Here is a 19,560-nt window from a genome sequence, read left to right as displayed (position 1 = left end):
AAGATGGTTATTAAGAGGTGATTTATGGGAAAGATTATAAGCGATTTAGAGAAAAAAGCGGTTTATCAAGCATATAAAGAAAATAGTGAAATAATTAGCGAGATAAAAGTAAAAAACAAACATTCTGATATATTTTTATTGCTTGATAAACATTTTGAAGATTGTGAAACTATTGAAGAGTTGGAAAAAACTGAAATGCCAAAGGAATATAGAGAAAAACTTCAAATTATTGAGGAAATATGGGATGAAGCGTAAATATCCTGATAATTTTTTAAAGAAATATAAAATTGTAAAAAGTGAATTTTTAAAGCATCAAGACTTAGATGACTCTATTAAAAATATTTTAATGCAAGATGAAGATCTATCATCTTTTATTGTTTATAATGTTTATTATGAAATAGTGCAATATGGTGCTTATAAAAATGTAGATATTTCTGTATTTGATGATATGAAAATTATTTGGTTTTTGGGATGGCATTTATATGAAAAAACTTCTAATAAAAGCAATCTAAAAGTGGCATTAAAACTTTTATTAGCTAGATTACCAGATCCTAAAAAATATCCAAAGGAAATGCTATCAAAATTAAAGAAAACATTAAACGATGGAACATATAATGTTGAGAAATTTTATGGAAAATATGGAATATATACAAATATAAAAACTATCTACTATGTTCAAAAAAGCGCTTAACAACCTCTAAAATCTCCTCTTTGTTTTTCGGTAATTTGATGAGCTTTTAGAGAGTGCTAAGGCTTTAGAGTAGCCTTGGTTTTTTTGGTATAATACTCTTTGGTAATGAAAAAGATGGTTATGTAAAGGAAAGATTATGATTTTAGAAAAAGAGGTTGTTCAAGCTTTGGAAGGTTTAGCAAAAGATATCATTGACACTGATAAAAAAGAGGATTATATGTTTGAGAATCATATAGACAAAGAGATTATAGACAAGCTTAATGCTATGGATATTGAGAAAACAACAGATGAGATTGCAAAGCGGGCTATATCGGATGTAAAAGAGCTTGAAGAGCAAGGGTTGCTATAGTGGATGCACATGATAACATTGATTATCTTCAAAAAAAGACAACACTATTTTTTGATTCACTCAAAAAATCTGGGGTTGATGTTACAACCAAGGATAAAATAGAAGTTATTAAAAGAACAAGAGAACACTACATATCTCACAAAGAAAAATACAAACTCTATGTCAATAGTATTGATCCTTTTAAATTTATAGCTTGGAGTGCCAACTTTTTTATCTCCATAAAAGGTGATTTAACTATAAATAAAAAAGCTATTGTTTTAAAAGTTGCGATTGAAGTTATGAGTAGCTTTTTAAAATGTAAAATCGATGAAAAGCTTAGTAAAAAACTTTTACTAATGGCATTGCATGATAAGATAGATGATGAAAAAGCCATAGGAAAAAATGGGCTTTATATGGCTTTTAGAAGCGCAAGTGAATTATGTAAAAAAACTCATAACAACCTCTAAAATCTCATCTTCGCTCTCTTTTGGTAACTCTTTTGTATCAGAATCAATTGGCAAAAATTCCCTTGCTTCTATGACGGTTTTTTTACCGCGTCCTGCTTTGCCTCCAAATTGATGAATGGCTGCATACTCTACATTTGTTCCAACTGTTAGCTTAGATCCACTTACCTCGTAATCTATGCTACTTGCAAGGCGTGCAGTATCTTGAAGAGTTTTTCCGCCCTCAAGTTCTGCTCTTTTTGAGATCGTCCAGGGCTTGCCAAAAAAGCTCTCATCTTCAAAGTTCTCTTCTGTCTGGTCGATTAGAGTATGTCCTATTTGATTAAGCAGTGGTTTAGTGTCGCTGACTTTGGTTAAAAGCTCTTGCAGCTTCTTTTTAACTGCCTCATCTTTTAGGCTTACTTTTATCTCAAAGCTCATCTTTCTACTTTTATAAACGATACATTGGTATCGATCTCTTTTAATTTGAGCATATTTGAGAGGATGAAATTTACAGTATCTACTACTTTGCTATCGTAGTTACAGCCACAGTTGGGACAGCGGGAGTTTATGAGGGTTTTTGTTTGCACTCTGCTTTTGCAGTTTGCACACTCTACTTCTATGTAATCAACTGTTTTTAGGTTGATTTTGCAGGTTGTCTCTATCATCTGTCAATCCTTTTTTTTGGTATAATTATACAAGACGCTAACCGGTCGGCTCTGTCTTGGACTTTGGGGAGAGTTTAAGATAAACCGATGGGTTTGACGGTTTTCCTTAAAACCGTAATGGTTAGGTCCTATTCCCCAAAAAGCTTTTTATTAAAAAACATTAAAACTCCCTCTCTTCTTTTATCTATCTGTTTTAGATTGCTTATCTTAAAAAATGTCCAAAATAGACTGCCGTCTCTTTTAAGCTCACTAACTGCTAAAAGATTATCTTTTTTCTCTTTGAAGAGTTTTATAAATCTATACCTTTTTTTAAAGTAGCCATCATTTTTATCTTTTGATCTATGTGCCCATATTTCATCAGGCTTGGTTAGAGTTGGCAACAGATATTTTGCATAAACCTCTCTGTTATCTTTGTTGTCTTCTATGCTATGCCTTAACAACGGCTCATCTATTAAAACTTCAGTTATTGGAGTTTTAACAATTAGCTCTTTTTTATCTCCTAAGATCTCTTTTTTTAAAATCTTTAAGCTTTCTTCTCTATCTTTTATGGTCTCATATCTTGGCGGAGCTGGTGGGATATTTTGACTCTTAATTTCGCTTGCACTTGGCAGGTTAAAATCTTCATAGTTTGCAGTAGCTTTTGTCTCTACATCTGTACCGCTAAATTTGTCAAAAAATCTACCCTCTCTTACATCATAGTCCCAGTCTGGATGGACTGCACCCTCAGGAAGATTGCTTTTATTGGTAGGGGTTACTTTTTTGTGTGCAGGAACGGCTCTAACTCTGCATCTACAGTTCCACCCATTTGGTGGAAAGTGGCTAGCCCAAAACTCATCATCTTTTGGTAAGATAGTGCCGTTTAGTTTTGCGTGTGAGTCTCTGGTGCGTTTATCTAGCACTGCTATATATTTGAGATATTTTACATTTTCATCTTCATAATACTTTTTTGCTTTTTGCACTTGGTAGGCTACTCGCATATTGGTTAAAAAGATATTTTTTAGCCGTCTATCTCCTACAAAGATATTTTTAACTTCACCTGTTTTAGGGCTAACAACTTCAACATCTCCCCACCACCCTTTTTTAAGTAGAGTTGGTTTAATGCTTTTTTTAAAAGATTGGTAGCTAAGTCCCTTTTTTTGCGCCTCTTGGATCGCTTCTTTTATGTCACTTAAAAGGTCTAGTCTTGTAATTTTTGCTACAGTAAAAGCTTTGTGATGAGCTTCGTGCATCATCTCGTCGTAATTAAATGTAAGCTTATACCCTTTTTTCTCTATGTACTTTATCGCCTCTTTTGGAGGGAGTTTAAAGCTTACTATATGCTCTACATCTTTTGCTACACTCACTCAAGCACTCCTAAGAGGTGGTTTGAAAAGATAAGCTGCTCTAGTGTTTGCTCCATCTTTGGATTGTCAAACTTTTCTATTTTACTAAGAGCCTCTTCGTAAGAGTTGCACTCTTTTAAGATTTTATAAACCTCATTTAACTCATCTTTAACATCTGTTAAAGGGTTTAGATCTAAGTGGCGTTCTTGGTATGATAAGGGTTTAGGTTTTAGGGTTGAGGATTTAGCGTTTTTCTCTTTGGTTGGTTTTTGTGGGACTGAAGTTTCAACCCCTGAGTTTTGGTTTTGTGGGACTGAAGTCCCAGCCCCTGAATTTGGGGATGAGACTTTAGTCTCACTCTCAAAAACAAAGCTAAACTCTACTCTTTGAAAGTTGCTTACATTGTAGCTAAGGTAGCGGTTTAAAAACTCTGTTATGGTGTCTGCTAAAATGGTAGCATCTGCTTTTACCTTTTCATCTAGGCGGTTTTGGCTTGTTTGGCTAAGTGCGAAACTACCTGCTTTGCTTCCCTCTGCTGCAATTCCTAGACCTGTGATGTAGAGACTAATGAGGTTGTCAAAGTAGTTGATTAGACTTAAAAAGTCTGTTTGAGTTCCTTGTTTTAGCAAAGTTTGAATCTCAATGTTTTCATTGAAGATACCAAATGAGTTTGATTTTAGATTTTGAAGTTGGGCTATGAGATCGTTTAGGCTCTTTTCATCATCGACGCTACTACTTTTTACGATGATGGGCGGAATGGCTAAAGAGTCGAAATATTGCATATTGTAAACAATTGCAGTATGTTTTAGTATGGCATAAAAGGCTATCTTATACGCCAAAGCTTCTGTATGTATGTGTTCGCTTTTTGTGTGGTTGTGAAAGAGGATCTTCTCTTTTACGCTCTCTAGTCTGATCTCATTTAGAGAGTTTTTTTCGTGGAAGTAGTAGTACTCATCTACTGTATTGTCCCATTTTCTCAGACTCAAGGGGTGCAGTTTTTTAAACTCTGTAGGGATGAGCAAACCGCTGTCAGTCTCCCAGCCAATGTCAACGACACTAAAACCGTAGTAGATGCTATCTTGCAAAGATTTGATAAGATCGTTTATGTTTATCTTTTCTATTAGCGGATGATGGTTTTTTAGTTCCCACTCTAAACTTAGTAGTTTATCTTTTCTCTTTTCTACCCCTTCGGCTATTTTTAAGTCTCTATTTATGAAGAGGTAGTAGAGCTGATTTAGTGCATCAAAGTCGTTTTGACTTAGAGCCTTTTTTACCTGGTCAATAGTTAGGTAACTTAGTTCTCGGTTTACTTCTAGTTTTGGTAAGTTAAAATTTTTCATTCTCTTACTTCCTTATATAGCTTTAATTGCGGGACTAAAGTCCCGACCCCGTATTGGGGATTGGACTTCAGTCCAACCCTTATATAGCTTTAATCGCGTTTAATTCACGTTTAAAAACGTTTAAATGGTTTTGAGTAATAGATTGATATACCCTAAGCAAATTTAAGCCTTTTTAGGGCTTTAAATGCTCGTTGCTTTTTTCGTACCAACTCATAGTCCACGCCTCCGCCTGTGTCAATCGCTCGTTTTGCCATTTCGCTAGCGTCAAGCAAATCATCATGAGCTGATTTTGGATAGGTGTCTAACTCATCAATGAGTAGATGAGAGCTGCTATCTATTAAAATAGTCTCATCTTTTATGAGTGGAGCTAGTGAGTTTATGCGGATCTCTTTAGGGATGTTGTTTTTAAACTCTTTTACTGGTATGAGCAGTCCCGTATCTTTTGCATGCCTTTTAAATACATCTTTAAAAAACTCTTGATACGCTACTGTTTCGATGGCGATGATGGTTCGTGCAATTTTTGAGTAGCGGATGTATGTTTGTGTAATGGTGTAGATCATATCTGTTGGGTTTTTCTTGTAGCCTTTGGCACTAAGGTAGAGTTTTTTTGCTTTTTTTTGCCAGCCTATGATGGCTATGGCAAAATAGTCCCCTTTGGCTTTGCCCATACTTGGATCTACGCCTATGGAGTAAAAATCGCACTTTGGCATGGCATCGAATGTTTTGTAGTGAGGGAAGGTAAGCGCATCTTTGCTTAGTGGGATGTTTTGGTACTCTTGCAAAAAGGCTTCTTTATCTTCAGCATACTCTTTTTTTAGTTCATCTACATCAAGTGCCAGATTGTCTAACTTCCATGTTTTAAAGTTTAGTACCAGTGGGAAGTTTTGGTAGAAGTCTACGCTATCTTTTATCCTGCTAAGAAGTGAGTCGTGATGTAAAATAGTTCCAACTATGATGATGTTGTAGTGCGAGCCCCTGGCCGGAAGTTTTTTCACTACCTTTTTGTACCAGTTGTAGAGTTTATCTCTTTGTGTTTTGCTTAGGACATTTTCATCGTTTTCTATGTCATCAAGGATTATGAGATCAGGTCTGAAGCTTAGAAATCTCTTACCGCGTATTTTAGCTCCAGCTCCATAACATGCAATCTTGCATAAAAAGTCATCTACTTTTATGACTATCTCAGTAGTAGTTGATTTGATCACCTCTATGTTAAAGTCTTGTTTAAAGTGGGTGTTGTGTTCAAGCTCCTCTTTAATCAGATCGAAGATGTCTTTTGCAAGTGTTTCGGTTGAACTTATGATGATGAAAAATCTTTTCTCTTTATGTGTGAGTTTCCACAGAAGGTAAAGGTTTGAGACGGTTGTAGTCTTTGCTGCACCCCTGTAGGCAGTAAGCAAAATCTCTTTATCTGTTTTTGTAAGGGTATCTAACTTGCTATAAACAAACTTTCTAAATGCGCTTGTCTCTTGCTTGCTAAAGGCTATGTGATGAGGAAAATAGTTTTTTATGCAGTAAAAAAAGTCTCTCTTTGCTTTTTTCAGATCTACAGGATCTCTTATCTCATTTGGAAGACTTTTAAGATAGAGTTTTAGATCTTCAAGTTCTATCATCCACCATCTCCACGATTGTGTCGCTGTTAGTACTTAAAAACTCTGCTACTGCTTGATCGTTTAGTTTTATGGCAAGGCGTGCTATGTTTGATATGGTCTGCTTTATGATCTCATCTTTTTTTAGTTTTGCAGTTTTTGCGGAGGCTTGGTTTATGTTTTTCAGTTTATAGTAGAGACGGGTATATTTTTCTAAGATAGTCAGTCTGTTTGTCAGATCGCTTGATTTTAACTCTTCTAAACTAGCGTCCCACTCTTTGATGAGTTCTAAAATAAACTCTTTCTCTTTAGCTTGAGCGTCTAAGGAGTGTTCGCTAAGTAGAGTTTCATCCCAGTTAAACTTCTTTCTGTAATTACTAACTGTTTGACGGCTTAGCCCCAGTGTGTTTGCTATTTGCGTGAGGTTCATCCCGTTTTTGTAAAGTTCGTATGCTCTTTTTTGTTTTAGCTCCATTGTCCTGTCTCCTGTAAGTACTCAAAAGAGAAGTTTTCGTTTATGCGTACTGTTATCTCGTAGGTTATGAAAAAGTCTCCTAGTTTGATGGGTTTCATGCTGTCTATCACTTCAAAGTATTCATATTGTAAATTTAGTAAGCTATTTAAAAGCTCTTCAACCTCTTTTAAAGTCTCAAGCCTTAGATCGTTTCTTACTACATATATCTTAAAGATGTAGTCTAAAAAGTCAGGGTTGGTTGTATTTTTTACCCTTTCAAAAAAGAGATATTCACCTGGTGTATTTGGCTCTGATTCTAAAAGAATGAATGGGTGGATTGTTTGTAACTCTTCAACTCTTTTTTCTATATCCAAACCGAACTCCTTTGACCTACAACCGCTAAAGCACTTTTTGTCTCTTTTAGTGGTACTATCTTTAATCTCTCTAGGGCTTCTTTGTAAGAGTTAGTTACACTCTCAGGTGCCTTTGCATTAACCCTAACAAAAAAGCGATATATCGCAATGTCTAGCATAAAGGGAGTCTCAAGCTCTTTTTCTTTTACAATTTCAGTCATATCTCTCAAAGCTTCACTCACCACCTCGGGGGTGATGAGATTTTTGTTTGTTACGACAGTTTGCAAGATATTTTTTAGCTCATCTTCAAGATCCACTATCTGCTCCCTTTTTGTGGGACTGAAGTCCCAGCCCCTGAGTTTTGGTTTTGTGGGACTGAAGTCCCAGCCCCTGAATTTGGGGTCGAGACTTTAGTCTCGCTCTCTTTAGTTTTCTGTTGATTCATCGTCTGCCGGTGACGACTTTGCCGCTAACTGCCACAGACCGTAACCCGCATTATGCTCACCATCAACGCCATATCTAAACTCTGCACGCATAAATACACTCTCATCGTCAGGGCGATCCATCGCTGTAAATGTGATCTTTTTGTTGATTTGCAAGATTAACGGTTTGATCGGTTTAGTAGTGTCTAGTAGGTACCAGCTTTTATCGTCTGTGAGTTGCGGTACTACCAAGATGTCAGCCATCCCTTTTGTGATGTTTGTACTACCGTTTATGAGATCTGCTTTTAGAAGTTCTATAGCTTTGCTCTCAAGCTGTGGAGGCACTACCAAAAGGTTTGGTTTTACGCCTAAGTTTCTGCCGGCTTCAGATTTGATGCTCATCATATCGGCACGAACTTTTAAGAAGTTTTCCTGGTTAAGTTCTAAGTCGTAGAGGTTGTTGTATTTTTTTCCTTCAATATCGTGCTCTCCAAAGAACGGTTTTTTATCGTAACATTCACCGTTTGTCTCAAGTAACCCAAAGGTTAGCTCATCATAGTGTGTTTTTGCAGCAGCAGCCATTGTTTGTATGCGCGGTTTTACTACCCCTAGAGTATCAAAGATGATGTGATCGCGATCAACTCCAATGGTTGCTTCATAGCGTTTCTTTTTGATGATGTACTCATAATCTTTTAGCGTTTTGATCTCTCTATCACCGATCCACTCTCTCATAGTCGGCACATCGCCAAGCCAAGCATAGTTTACGCTTATAGCTTTTGCATTTACTACTGTTGCTACTTTGTCATAGTTAGTTTTATACTCTTTAAAAACCTTGTTAAACTCATCTTTAAAGACAACTGAAATAGCTTTTAGTGTTTCGCTGTTTAGTACTCCCATTACTCTTCTCCCCATCCTAGATTTGCTGCAATTGCATAAGCTGAATCTTCTTTAGCTTGTTGGTTTGTGTTTGTGTTAAACTCTTTTGTATGTCCTAGTGGTTGTCTTGTAGCAAGGTAGCTTCTAAGTGTGTCGATGTTCATCTCTTTCAAAAGCTCCTTTTCAGCTGGTAAAATCTTGTTTGCTTTTACCGCTTCATCTAACTGCTGTGTTTTTAGATCGTCTATGAGTTTTTGGTTGAACTCTTTTTGTAACTTCAGCTCTTTTGAAAGCTCTTCTTTTTCTTTGCGAAGTTGTTCCAACTCTTTTTCGTCCATTTCGTTTTCCTCCTTTGGTTTTTGGTTTTGTGGGACTGAAGTCCCAGCCCCTAAATTTTGGTTTTGTGGGACTGAAGTCCCAGCCCCTAAATTTGGGGTCGAGACTTTAGTCTCGCTATCCTTTTGTTTAAGTTGCACCCCATTATTGTCATAATGGGGACCCCGCTGGTTTATCTCAAGGTTAAAGTTTGGCGTATTAAGAAGTGCGACTGCATCTATTGTGACGACGTTTCTATCTCCATCAACGCTAAACTCCGGACTTAGGTAACGGTATGTTTTAGAGCTTACTAGCTCTTGCCCCTCTTTTGTAAGTTCTAACTGCGCATATACTCCATCCTCCTTTAGTTCAAGTGTATCTAGCTTAAACCAGCCTACTGCAGCGCACCCTTTTTGTGTAAAGCAGTGCTCTATGTTTAGCGGGATGTCAAGCCCTCTTTGTTTTGTGGCGGCTATGGTGGTTTCATTTAGCTTGTAAACTCTGCCATCGTAGCCGCTAAAAAGACCCACTGGAGAGATCTTTACCTCTTTGGTTTTAGAGTTTGCATTCATTTCCAATAGTAGTTTGCTCATCTCTTTCCTTTCATCTTTTCTAAGATTCCCTCTGCTGCTCCACCTCCAAAATAGAAGGTAATTATTATCAGAACTATCTCACCCAGCCACATCTCATTTGCAAATTTAAGTGCATTTTTTACATCATCTATGCTAACTACTCCGTAGAGTTGTCCTACAACTCCGTTGAGCATAATGAAAAGATAGATAAAGACAAAACTCAAAGCTAAAAATCTTTGAGTTTTTTTGTACGGATGGTAAGCCTCTAGCTGCTTGATCTTAAGTTCAGATTTTTTTTCAAGCAAAACTAGCTTGTCTTGTGCCTTTTCTTCATCTGTATAAAAGGCTTCATCTATCATCTTTAAGCCATCTTCAACTATCTCTTTTGCTCCAAAAAGCGAACCGAAAAAACCCATGTTACCCCCTGCTTACTGCTGTGCTATGATCTTTTACGCTATGCTCGTGACCTGTTAGATCGCCTAATGTGTCGGTAATGCGACCTGTTACAGTTAGATTGCCCTCACGGTCGAGCTTGAAGTTTTTGCTCTCAACCGTTACAGTTTCACCGTCACAAACAAACTTGACCTGACCTATTTGGAAGATGGCGTTTTTGCTTGTACTTCCCTCCGGTTCTTTGTTTGATTTGTGATAGACGCTAGGAATGATAAAACCGCTGTTTGCCTCACCGAATGGAGAGACTACAAGCACCTGTTCGTTTACCTGTACCGGCATCCACACTTTCATAAATGAGTTGCTTATCATCACAATCGGCAGAAAGTCTGTCACACGTCCAAGGATGTTGACGCGCGCTAGGGCTAAACCTTCATCGCTTTTTGTCTCTGTAACGGTGCCAACTTGCACGATGTTACTAAGCTTTCTAAGCAACTCTTGACTCATGTTTTCTCTTTAAATGTTTTTTTATTGTGTCTCCATCCGCAATATCAAAAAGAATATTGCGTAATAAATGGAGCTCATCTCTTAACTCTTTTATAGTTTTTTGCAATTCCAGGTTTGCATGTACAGAAGTTCTAATAAACCTGATTGCAGGAAAAACAAGTGCAACAAGCAGTAGATTTACTACTGTTAAGAAATCTTTTGCATTAGCCAATAGTTCCTGCATTTGCTACCTTTCATACGATTTTTGAAATTTTTGCGTAAAAAAGCGTCAAATTTGTCCAGATATATATATATGGATAAATTTGGCAGATTTTTTTGAAAAAATTGCACTATGAAAAAAAGACAGATAGAACTCTCTTTAGCAGTGGTAAGAGTGCTTACTACTCCTTTGAGTAGTAGGGTTATGCGACCAGAGTTTGGAAGCAGACTCTATGAACTGTTGGATAGAAAGGTAGATAGTAGCTTTATGTTAGATGCCATCAGCTGGACATATGAGGCGATAGAAAAAAATCTTGCAGAGGTAAAAGTGGACAATGTAGAGATTCAGCCTTTAAGCGACGGCATCTTTAAGATAGTAGTAGAGTTTAACGAAGGGATGAGTGTCGATGTTGAGTTTAAGTGATTTGCCTTTTCCTTCCATAATAGAACCGCTTGACTATGAAGCGATAGTAGCCAGAAAGCTTGCCAGAGTAAAAGAGATCTTAGCAAGCAAGGGGATCGAGTACGTAGAGAGTGAAGCGGATGATCTAATGACACTCATAGAGGCAGACGCTTATGAAGAGTTGCTTTTACGAGCGAATTTGAATGAGAGAATAAAGCAGATGTTTTTAGCATATGCCACTGGTAGTAACTTGGATCACATAGGCATTAGTCGTTTTGGAGTTCAGAGGCTAACAGGTGTTAGACCAAAGGCAGATGTAGAGTTTAGTCTAAGCATTGTAAAAGATACAGATACCGTCATACCTGCTGGTACTTTGGTCGGCGATGGTGTAGAGATGGCTGAAATAGTAGAAGATGTCATCATAAGAGCAGGTTTATTAAAGTCTGTTGGAGTTGTAGAGCTACAACGTGAGACTGAAAGCTTTGATGGAAAGCTTGAGATGATTTTAACTCCTCTTCCGTTTGTAGTGAAGGTAAAACAGCTTACAGCTTTTGTAGGCGGGGCAGATGTAGAAGATGATGAGAGATACCGAGAACGCATCTGGCTAAGTCGCGAGAGACGCACAACTGCTGGAAGTCGTGCTATGTATGAGTACTATGCAAAGAGCGCTAATGTAAGAGTAAAAGAGGTTGCAGTAAGCAATGGCGGTGCTGGTGTGGTGGATGTAGCGATTTTAGGCTACAACTTTGAAACAACCGATGAGATGGTGGAGAATGTTTTAGATGGCTTGAATAGTGAAGAGATACGACCACTAACTGACAAAGTGCAGGTGCAAATTGCAAAGATAATTGATGTAAATGTAGAGGCTACTTTGGTAGTAAGAGATTTGCAACTGGTAGATTTGGAAGCTGTTAAGAGTAGATTTGATGAGTTTGAAGGTAAGTTTGGACTCTTTTTATCTATTGCAAAGGTTTATGATCTGCTTAGTGATAGCAATGTGGTTGATGTGGAGTTAAACTCTCCTTTAAATAGCGTTAAATGCGAGTTTAACGAGGTGATGCGATTTAGCTTTAAGCTGGAGGTGCGTAGTGCTTCCTGATTATGTAAGTGAAGAGTTAAAAGCTTATTTTGAGGTAAGCTCTGAAGATAGAAGAGCTTTATTAAAAGAGGAGCTTTTTGATGATGATCCTTTGAGTTGTGATGAGAGGTATTTGCCATTTTTTGCTTTGGAGCTTGGAGTAAAGATAGATGATCTAAGTGTACCTAAGCAAAGAGAGGCGATAGCAAATGCGATAGATGAGTTAAAACGTGCTGGAACTGTAAGCTACCTTAAAAACAATCTAAAAGCAGATGTTGAAAATGAGTTAGTAGAGTTAGATGATTTTCATTTTAGAATGGATCTGTTTACTCAAAACATAGATGAGAAGTTTGACGAAGTAAGGCTTGGCAGCATTAGGCAAAGAGTAGAGAGTTTTAAAAATGTTAGAAGTGTTTTTGACGGGGTTAGTTTCAAACTCTTTTTTGATGAACAGGTAAAAGTAAGCGGTGCAAGTAGCTTTAAACCAAAGATTAACCAGGACGCAAATGTAGGTTTTAGGTTTGAGGGTTTAGGTTTCAGAACCAATGGAACAGTTAATACAAAGATAGAGTTAAACCAAGTAGCAACCTATGAACTACATCCTACAACCTCAATCCTCAATCCTACATCCTACATTCTCAATCCTACATTAAAAAAGGAGGCAACCATTGAAACAACACTTGATAGCATAAATCAGATACAAGGAGCGATGACATGGCAGGTTTGATGCTTTTGCCAAGCCAAGAGGGGCTTGAGCTTTTAAAGGAAGATCTAAAAGCCAATCTAAAGTATGCAGTACTTTTAGATGGCGACAAAAACGAGATCACGCGGTATGAGTTTACATCTATCTACTACGATGGCGACAAGGTACTAACGGCTCTTTTTGAAGTGCCAATAGAAGAGAACATCACCACACCGATGAAGTTTTTACGGGTAGTAAATGGTGATGATGTAGTTATAAGTGAGGGAGAAACACCTGAGATAACTTTTGTTGTAGGTGTTGGCGGTGTACAAACTTTGAAGTTTGCAGTAAGCGGTGAGGCTGGAGAGATTGTTTTTAAAGCAAACGACTATATCACAAAAACAGAGTTTGATGAGTTATATCTCCCCACACTGGAAGCTTTGACTGCAAGGGTAAATGAACTTGAAAAAATCTTAATCGATAAAGGAGTAATAAATGGCTAGTACATTAGATGCATTGAATCAAGCACAGCTTGAACTGTTACAAAGATACGATGGACAGTTTCAAAAACTAGAAGATAAGGCAAATGCTTTGAGCCTTGAATGGCAAAAAGTAGCAGATGACGCTAAAAAGCAGATCGATACCACAAACGAACTGGTTAATGATAAGATTGATGATCTTGATACTTGGAAAAATAATTTGAAAGTTCATCAAATTTCTTATGATTATATTTTTAAAAAAATAATTCCACAAGGTACAAAACTTGATGGAAGTGTTCTTTGGAATACAAGAGATTTGGATACTGAAAATAAAAGCTCTTATATCATTCTTTTTGATGGTGCAAATAATGCAAGTTTAAAATATGGTGATGGTGTGATCTCAGGAGGTATTTATATTGGAAATATCTCTTTTAACACTGCTGGAAAAGGTGGTTCAGTTTATGGCGCAAATGTAGGTTTCTTATATTCTCACTATGGACATACAAATAATAGTTTACTTGAAGATTTGCCGATTGTGAGAAGTTCACATGCCTTTAATGGTGCACAGGTAAAAGTTCAAGCACGAAGTTTATTTACTGGTAATAAATATACCCAGCATAATCAGATACTTTTCTATCTGAATGAAGGTGATAAAACAGCTTCAGAAGATATTGAAGTAACACTCACTTTAAAAAGAATTATTTAAGGAGTAGAAAATGGAAAATTTGAGATATGAAGCAGAAATTAACCAGTTAGAAAATACAAGAGTGTTATTAGATTCTCAAATTAGTACTTTTATTTATCGGTACTATCCACAAAGCAAACAAGCCTCAGATCAAGCCGACAAAGAGTACTTTACCACCCTTCTAAAAGCAAACGGAGCTGAAAACCTTGAAGCTGACATTGTTGCAAGAGTGCAAAACTTTTTTGCAGGTAAAACTTTAGATGAAGTTGTAGAAGATGTTACAGATGAAAACAAAGAGGCTTACATCCAGCTCATAAAAGTTGGAATCCGTGTAACTTGGGTACAGATGTGTAAACAAGAGCTTAAAAAAGCGATAGAGGAAGATAGAGAACCGGAGTATCCGGAGTATCCACTTTAAAACAGGAAGCGGGACTTTAGTCCCGCCTATCCTAATGCAACTCAGTTACGATGAGTGCAAGAAGGATAAGTGTGATGATTACATTATAGAGCATTTAAGCCCCCTTAAAAAAGTTCCCGCCCCTATCCTACAGGCAAAAAAAAAGGCGGGAGCTACCCGCCAAAATGTCCTAAGGGGGACTTAGAACGCTCTACATAATCATCACACGGTGTAATTATACCACAAAAGGCTAAGCGATGGTTTTAGAGTACTGTGGCGGCGGTAAGTACCGTTTGGTTAAACCTATGAAGATAATGGGGTATGAGGTTCCTGCTGGGTTTGTTACCGATGGAGCGAGCATACCACGTATCTTTTGGTCTGTGGTGGGTAGTCCATTTACTGGAAAGTATGTAGAGGTAGCAGTTTTACACGACTACCTTTACAGTGGTGCTGAAGATGTGAGTTTTAAAGAGGCGAATCGCATATTTTACAAAGGAATGAGAAAGGCTGGAGTAAATAGAGCGAAAGCATACCTGATGTACAAAGCGGTAAGCCTCTTTGGCAAAAAAAGGTTTAGACGAGACTAAAGTCTCGACCCCAAATTTAAGGGGATGAGACTTTAGTCTCACAAATCGTAAGGAGGAAAACATGAGTATAGCAAGAGGTGCAGTAAGTAGTTGGCAAGCCATAGGCGCACGTCCTGTAAGAGTAAGTGCAACTGAACCGATAGCGATGGTTTTAGTTAGCGATGAAGTAGAGGCTAATGAATTGCACTACTTTGATAGTGTGCCTAAGGCTTTGATGCATTTTATGGGTGAAAGAACTCTTGATGATCTGAAATATACCCTTAAAATGGGAGGATTAAAAGGCAATATTTTTAAATATCTAATCTGGGCAAACAATAAGTACGAGATAATCGTACCGACTGTTGTAAGCGTTGCAAAGTGGGATGAAGATGAATCAGCACTAAAGACAAATATCATCCAAGCGATAGCAGACCTGAAAAAAGTACCTGCAATGTACAAGGTACGACCTGACATCATAGCAGTAGCAGACCATACAACCGACATAGATGTAGCAAAACAGCTTGTAGCTACTACTCATTTGCTAAGAGCTAGAACATTTGTTGATCTAAATGCAGCAGACGGAAGCGATGCGCTGGCTAAACGCGGACAGTTTGGAAGTGAGCGGGTAACTCCAGTTTACTGCAACATCAAAGACTGGAACACGCTAATTGATAGTAGTGATGAGTTTAGCGCTAACTTTTGTCTAAGCATTTTGCGATGCGCGATTGATGCAAGTGATACAACAAGAGGTGTTGGTTGGAGCTACTCTCTAAGCAACAAACTCTTACCAGTTGCAGACGCTACCAAAGATGTGGACTTCATACTAGGACTTCCTGATGAGACCGATCTGCTTACAAACAATCAGATAACTACATTCATAGAGTTTCAAGGCATAAGAGTTTGGAACTATCAGACCTGTTCGGCTGATGCACTACTTCAAGATGCTACAAGGGTTCGAATCTTTGACAAGCTTACCTTTGCAGTGCTACCTGCTATCTTTCCTTTTATCGATAGCGACAGAGGGGTAAAAGCCGTAAAAGAGGCAAAAGATACCATCCGAGCATTTGTAGCAGATATGATAGGTAAAGAGGTGCTAATAGGCGGGATGATAGAGCTTGATACTGATCTAACTACTCCAACCGCGATCACTAACGGGGAGTTCTATTTTAAGGTTTTGGCTCAAGAGAATCCTAAACCTGTAAAGATAGCGGTAGAGTTTAATCGTGTGGACATCTATAGCGATGTGGTCTATAAAATCATAAATGGATAAAGGAGAGTAGATGGCACTACATGCAAACGTAAAAGAGATAAATGTTTTTGTTGAGGGTGTTGGCTTTTTAGGGCTTTGTGATAGTTTCAAAGAGCCTGTTGTAAAGACTAAAAAGATAGATAGTCCAAACAGTGCAGTGGTCGATAGCGGAGTGCTTGACAAGCTAGAGGCTGAAGCGATTGTAAGAAGTGTAAACGATGTTTACTACTCTGCAATGGCAAAGCTACATAAAGCGAAGTTTGTCTTTAAAGAGAGAGTAACCGAAAGTTCAAAAGATACAACACTAGTGCATACCATAGTAGGTAGCTTTGACCTGGAGCCAAGTGAGAGCAAGTATGCGAGTGAAAAGAAATATACTCTTAAAATCTATCCTATGCAATATACTAAAGAGATAGATGGTAAAGAGGTGGTCTTTGTTGATATGGAGAACTACATTTGTAGGCTAAACGGCAGTGACATACTTGAAGAGACTAGAAACGCTATTTTATAGGAGGTGATGCATGAAAGTAAAATTGGTTATAGCAGAAAAGATTGATGGCAAAGAGATCAAAGAGCTTGAATTTCGTGAGCCTATAGGAGCTGACTTAGAAGAAATAATGGGCGAGTTTTCTGGTGGTGATAAAAAATCAATCGGTAAAGCTCTAACCCAAATGGCGAGCAACCTTGTAACTTCTCATCCGATATCGCCTGATGATTTTAGAAAGTTTAAAGCTAAAAATTATATGGCAGTTATGAATGAGATGATGACTTTTTTGTTTTAGACGGGGCTTTTTTGGCTCCGTTTGAGGATGTTGTTATCTTTTTGATGAAACACAAATTTTCTTATAGTGAGATTTTGCAAATGAGAGTATCAAAGATAAAAGTTTACTTGCAAAAGCTTTTAGCTTTAGAAGAAGAACAAGAAAAAAAATTGAGAGCAGCACAAAATTAAGAAGTGTTTGCTCTATATTTGTATTGATGCCAACAATGGTTGTAAGCAGCATTGCAAAAAAAGATAAAAGTATGAATTTCATAGTTTGATTATATCATAAAGGCTTAAGATGGAAAAACTTATGACTCTTGGGATTGTTTTAAGTGCGATAGATAGAGTCTCAAAGCCCTTGGCACAGATGAGTGAGGGTTTTGGAAATCTCTCTAAAAGCATAAAAGGTATTGATGCAACAACTTCATTTAATGAGATAAATAAGCTTGAAAAAAAGATCGCCTCTTTAAACTCTTTGCATTTTAAAATTAAATCAAAGATTGAATTGAATGACAAAGCAATAGTAAGCACTAAAAAGGCTTTAAGAGATATTGAAAACGAGTTAAATCTTTTAAACAGAAAGAAAATAGATCTAAAAAAAGCTTTCGATAGTGGCAAAATTGGTGCAAAAGAGTTTGAAAAAGAGATAGAGAATATCGATAAAGAGATAGACGGACTAAATAATAAAAAGATTAGTTTAGATAAAGAGCTTCAAAGAGCTGAAGATGAGAGTAAAAGACTCTCAGATGAACTTAAAAGAACAGATAACTTAGTTGAAAAACTCTCAGATAAAAAGCTTTCACTTGAAGATGGACTTAAGAAAGCAGAGGTAGCTTCAAAGGCTCTTAATAATAAGTTAAGAGAGACTGCTTCAAAAGTGGCTATAGTTTCTACAAAATTTTATGCTTTAGGAAGAGTTGTTACTTCTGCTTTTTCTCCAATGATAAATGCTTACAAAGAGATCGAAAAGGCTCAAGGTGATATTGCAAGCCTTGGTATTGATGAAAGTGGTATTGCAAAGATCACAAAAGCCGCGAAAGAGATGAGTAATCAATTTGCTGGAGTTACTGCGCCTGAGTTCATTAAAGCAAGCTATGATATTAAGTCCGGTATCTCTTCTTTGAGTGCTGAAGGTGTGGCACAGTTCACAAAGTTTGCCGCAATAACCGCAAGTGCCACAAAGAGTAGCACAGAAGAGATGACAAAACTTTTTGCACTTGGGTATGGAATATTTAAGAGTGCGAATGAGACTGACATAGATTTTGGGAAAAGGTTTAGTGCTAGTATCGGTAAAGCGGTACAAGCTTTTCGAACGGATGGATCGGATCTTGTGCAAGGACTTAGTAACATAGGTGCAACTGCGAAAGCGATGGGTGTTAGCTTGAGTGAAGAGCTTGCAATTGTCGGAGTAGCTAAAGATGCATTTAGTTCTGCTGCTGAAGCTGGGACAGGATATAGAGCTTTTCTAGCTGGTGCGGTAGGAGCGCAAAAAAAGCTTGGACTTACTTTTACAGACGCTGAAGGTAAGCTCTTGCCTATGACAAAAATACTTGAAAAACTAAAATCAAAATATGGTGAATTTGACGCGAATGAGATGGCAGAGCTTAAAAAAGCTTTTGGTTCTGAAGAGGCGGTAAAGATCATTTCAGCGTTAATTAACAAGACAGACAAACTCAAAGCTGCACAAAAAGATCTAAACAGTGCAAAATTAGCTGATACAGAAGCGATGGCTAAGGCTAGAAACAGAGGAAAAGAGTTTGAGATACTACAACAGAGGATCTTTAATCTTTCTGCTACATTTGGTAAATTTTTAGCTCCTGCGGTAAATTTTGCAAGTGAAAAGATCGGGCAGCTGGTGAAGTGGCTTGATGGAATAGCAAACAGTAACTCTTTTGTCAAATACATTTTTTACGCTGTAGCAGGGCTTGGGGCTTTTGCTTTTGTAGCTGGGAGTGTTGGCATAGCACTAAGTGCTATGATGGCTGGACTCAGCACAGTGAATGGAATGCTTGGTATTAAAACTGGGCTTCTAAAAATTGCAAGTTTCTGGGAAAATAGACACTACATAGCTACAATGCTGACTTCAGGAGCTCAAAAAGTAGCTGCTGCAACAACCGCCTTTTTTAGCACTGCTCTTGGTGGGTTAAATATACGCGCAAGAGCGTTGGCAGTTTTTGGAACTATCAGCTCATTCATAAGAGGATTTGGTATAGCAAATGCATTTGCAGCAGCCAAACAGTGGCTCTTGAACATCGCTATGAATGCAAATCCTATAGGACTTCTAATTACTGGCTTTGCTGCATTAGTCGCTGGTGTTGTTTACGCATATAATAAATTTGATTGGTTCAGAAATGGAATCCATAAAGCTTGGGAGTTCATAAAAAAAGTCTTTAGTTATTCTCCGCTTGGGCTAATTGTAAAAGCTTGGGGAAAGGCTTTTGATTGGTTAGAAAGCAAATTTGCTTGGTTTAGAAAAATGGTTGGAGGCATAAAGAGTTTTTTTGGTTTTGGAGACAATGAGAGCGACAATAAGAGTGATAATAAGAAAAAAAATGATAAAGAAATAGAGAAAAAGAGTGGTTGGTTTAGCGGATGGTTTGGTGACGATGAAGAGAAAAAACCACTTCAAAAGATAGGACAAACTGCTAAAAAGGTAGCTACAGTTGCTACAGTAGGTGCAACACTTGCAACGGCTCAACCAGTAGCAACACAAACCCCCAAATTCAACATCCCAACCATAGCACCAAATATCAAAACTCCAACCATCAATCCAGCTGTAAAAGTACCAAATGT

The 19,560-nt window shown here is 37.6% G+C and carries 29 protein-coding genes; 15 read left to right on the top strand and 14 right to left on the bottom strand.

Annotated features, from left to right (window positions below):
* Positions 1-24: 24 nt before the first annotated feature.
* The 4 genes from BM227_RS08785 (at position 25) to BM227_RS08770 (ending at position 1,486) form a co-directional block, all read left to right on the top strand.
* On the top strand, positions 25-255 hold the full coding sequence (locus BM227_RS08785) for a hypothetical protein (RefSeq protein WP_092913091.1): 231 nt from the start codon (positions 25-27) through the stop codon (positions 253-255).
* Entirely contained in the window at positions 245-691 is a 447-nt protein-coding gene (locus BM227_RS08780; protein WP_092913090.1) for a hypothetical protein, read from the top strand. The genes BM227_RS08785 and BM227_RS08780 overlap by 11 nt, the downstream gene beginning before the upstream one ends.
* A gap of 136 nt (positions 692-827) precedes the next feature.
* Positions 828-1,040 carry a hypothetical protein gene (locus BM227_RS08775; RefSeq protein WP_092913088.1) on the top strand — a complete coding sequence of 71 codons (213 nt, stop codon included), beginning with the start codon at positions 828-830 and terminating at the stop codon, positions 1,038-1,040.
* Positions 1,040-1,486, top strand: a complete 447-nt coding sequence (locus BM227_RS08770) for a hypothetical protein (protein WP_092913086.1) — start codon at positions 1,040-1,042, stop codon at positions 1,484-1,486. Before BM227_RS08775 ends, BM227_RS08770 begins: the two co-directional genes overlap by 1 nt.
* Here the strand turns inward: BM227_RS08770 and BM227_RS08765 are convergent.
* From BM227_RS08765 to BM227_RS08705, 13 genes are all read right to left on the bottom strand, one after another.
* Positions 1,457-1,903, bottom strand: coding sequence for a phage virion morphogenesis protein (locus BM227_RS08765; protein WP_092913084.1), 447 nt, complete (start codon positions 1,901-1,903; stop codon positions 1,457-1,459). The two genes, BM227_RS08770 and BM227_RS08765, sit on opposite strands and share 30 nt — an antisense overlap.
* Entirely contained in the window at positions 1,900-2,130 is a 231-nt protein-coding gene (locus BM227_RS08760; protein WP_092913082.1) for a hypothetical protein, read from the bottom strand. Before BM227_RS08760 ends, BM227_RS08765 begins: the two co-directional genes overlap by 4 nt.
* 128 nt (positions 2,131-2,258) lie before the next feature.
* Entirely contained in the window at positions 2,259-3,473 is a 1,215-nt protein-coding gene (locus tag BM227_RS08755; protein ID WP_092913080.1) for a PBECR2 nuclease fold domain-containing protein, read from the bottom strand.
* On the bottom strand, positions 3,470-4,792 hold the full coding sequence (locus tag BM227_RS08750; RefSeq protein WP_092913078.1) for a phage portal protein family protein: 1,323 nt from the start codon (positions 4,790-4,792) through the stop codon (positions 3,470-3,472). Before BM227_RS08750 ends, BM227_RS08755 begins: the two co-directional genes overlap by 4 nt.
* A gap of 152 nt (positions 4,793-4,944) precedes the next feature.
* Entirely contained in the window at positions 4,945-6,402 is a 1,458-nt protein-coding gene (gene terL, locus BM227_RS08745) for a phage terminase large subunit (protein ID WP_092913076.1), read from the bottom strand.
* Positions 6,389-6,853, bottom strand: coding sequence for a DUF1804 family protein (locus tag BM227_RS08740; protein WP_092913074.1), 465 nt, complete (start codon positions 6,851-6,853; stop codon positions 6,389-6,391). Before BM227_RS08740 ends, terL begins: the two co-directional genes overlap by 14 nt.
* On the bottom strand, positions 6,844-7,206 hold the full coding sequence (locus BM227_RS08735; RefSeq protein ID WP_092913072.1) for a hypothetical protein: 363 nt from the start codon (positions 7,204-7,206) through the stop codon (positions 6,844-6,846). The genes BM227_RS08740 and BM227_RS08735 overlap by 10 nt, the downstream gene beginning before the upstream one ends.
* Positions 7,197-7,502: a hypothetical protein gene (locus tag BM227_RS08730; RefSeq protein ID WP_092913070.1), complete on the bottom strand. Its 306-nt coding sequence runs from the start codon at positions 7,500-7,502 to the stop codon at positions 7,197-7,199. Before BM227_RS08730 ends, BM227_RS08735 begins: the two co-directional genes overlap by 10 nt.
* Before the next feature lie 108 nt (positions 7,503-7,610).
* Positions 7,611-8,504: a Mu-like prophage major head subunit gpT family protein gene (locus BM227_RS08725; protein ID WP_177202026.1), complete on the bottom strand. Its 894-nt coding sequence runs from the start codon at positions 8,502-8,504 to the stop codon at positions 7,611-7,613.
* Positions 8,504-9,391, bottom strand: coding sequence for a phage protease (locus BM227_RS08720; RefSeq protein WP_092913066.1), 888 nt, complete (start codon positions 9,389-9,391; stop codon positions 8,504-8,506). The genes BM227_RS08725 and BM227_RS08720 overlap by 1 nt, the downstream gene beginning before the upstream one ends.
* The gene (locus tag BM227_RS08715; RefSeq protein WP_092913064.1) at positions 9,388-9,786 is read right to left on the bottom strand and encodes a hypothetical protein; all 399 of its coding nucleotides are present in this window, start codon (positions 9,784-9,786) and stop codon (positions 9,388-9,390) included. The genes BM227_RS08720 and BM227_RS08715 overlap by 4 nt, the downstream gene beginning before the upstream one ends.
* Before the next feature lies 1 nt (position 9,787).
* A complete protein-coding gene (locus tag BM227_RS08710; protein ID WP_092913062.1) occupies positions 9,788-10,267 on the bottom strand; it encodes a phage baseplate assembly protein V in 480 nt (159 codons plus the stop codon).
* A complete protein-coding gene (locus BM227_RS08705; RefSeq protein WP_092913060.1) occupies positions 10,248-10,490 on the bottom strand; it encodes a hypothetical protein in 243 nt (80 codons plus the stop codon). Before BM227_RS08705 ends, BM227_RS08710 begins: the two co-directional genes overlap by 20 nt.
* A gap of 108 nt (positions 10,491-10,598) precedes the next feature.
* Here BM227_RS08705 and BM227_RS08700 point away from each other — a divergent pair, with 108 nt between their 5' ends.
* The 10 genes from BM227_RS08700 (at position 10,599) to BM227_RS08655 (ending at position 16,786) form a co-directional block, all read left to right on the top strand.
* Positions 10,599-10,889, top strand: coding sequence for a hypothetical protein (locus BM227_RS08700; RefSeq protein WP_092913058.1), 291 nt, complete (start codon positions 10,599-10,601; stop codon positions 10,887-10,889).
* The gene (locus tag BM227_RS08695; RefSeq protein WP_092913056.1) at positions 10,873-11,967 is read left to right on the top strand and encodes a baseplate J/gp47 family protein; all 1,095 of its coding nucleotides are present in this window, start codon (positions 10,873-10,875) and stop codon (positions 11,965-11,967) included. The genes BM227_RS08700 and BM227_RS08695 overlap by 17 nt, the downstream gene beginning before the upstream one ends.
* Entirely contained in the window at positions 11,957-12,673 is a 717-nt protein-coding gene (locus BM227_RS08690; protein WP_092913054.1) for a phage tail protein, read from the top strand. Before BM227_RS08695 ends, BM227_RS08690 begins: the two co-directional genes overlap by 11 nt.
* The gene (locus BM227_RS08685; RefSeq protein ID WP_092913052.1) at positions 12,661-13,131 is read left to right on the top strand and encodes a hypothetical protein; all 471 of its coding nucleotides are present in this window, start codon (positions 12,661-12,663) and stop codon (positions 13,129-13,131) included. The genes BM227_RS08690 and BM227_RS08685 overlap by 13 nt, the downstream gene beginning before the upstream one ends.
* Complete coding sequence (locus tag BM227_RS08680; protein WP_092913050.1) at positions 13,124-13,813, top strand: hypothetical protein; 690 nt, start codon at positions 13,124-13,126, stop codon at positions 13,811-13,813. The genes BM227_RS08685 and BM227_RS08680 overlap by 8 nt, the downstream gene beginning before the upstream one ends.
* 10 nt (positions 13,814-13,823) lie before the next feature.
* Complete coding sequence (locus BM227_RS08675; RefSeq protein ID WP_092913048.1) at positions 13,824-14,210, top strand: hypothetical protein; 387 nt, start codon at positions 13,824-13,826, stop codon at positions 14,208-14,210.
* 236 nt (positions 14,211-14,446) lie between these two features.
* Positions 14,447-14,776 (top strand): DUF1353 domain-containing protein, encoded by a 330-nt coding sequence (locus BM227_RS08670; protein WP_092913046.1) that lies wholly within the window; start codon positions 14,447-14,449, stop codon positions 14,774-14,776.
* A gap of 61 nt (positions 14,777-14,837) precedes the next feature.
* Positions 14,838-16,025, top strand: coding sequence for a phage tail sheath protein (locus BM227_RS08665; protein WP_092913044.1), 1,188 nt, complete (start codon positions 14,838-14,840; stop codon positions 16,023-16,025).
* Positions 16,026-16,035: 10 nt separating this feature from the next.
* Positions 16,036-16,515: a phage major tail tube protein gene (locus BM227_RS08660; RefSeq protein WP_092913042.1), complete on the top strand. Its 480-nt coding sequence runs from the start codon at positions 16,036-16,038 to the stop codon at positions 16,513-16,515.
* A gap of 10 nt (positions 16,516-16,525) precedes the next feature.
* Positions 16,526-16,786, top strand: a complete 261-nt coding sequence (locus BM227_RS08655; RefSeq protein ID WP_092913040.1) for a phage tail assembly protein — start codon at positions 16,526-16,528, stop codon at positions 16,784-16,786.
* A 33-nt stretch (positions 16,787-16,819) separates the two neighbouring features.
* Here BM227_RS08655 and BM227_RS12635 read toward each other — a convergent pair whose 3' ends face one another.
* A complete protein-coding gene (locus BM227_RS12635; protein ID WP_143089722.1) occupies positions 16,820-17,038 on the bottom strand; it encodes a hypothetical protein in 219 nt (72 codons plus the stop codon).
* A 27-nt stretch (positions 17,039-17,065) separates the two neighbouring features.
* Here BM227_RS12635 and BM227_RS08650 point away from each other — a divergent pair.
* The coding region (locus BM227_RS08650) for a phage tail tape measure protein (RefSeq protein ID WP_092913038.1) at positions 17,066-19,560 on the top strand (2,495 nt) is incomplete at its 3' end.

Origin of the sequence: Hydrogenimonas thermophila (genome assembly GCF_900115615.1) — a bacterium.
Lineage (GTDB): Bacteria > Campylobacterota > Campylobacteria > Campylobacterales > Hydrogenimonadaceae > Hydrogenimonas > Hydrogenimonas thermophila.
This window is presented reverse-complemented; position numbering and strand designations above follow the sequence as displayed.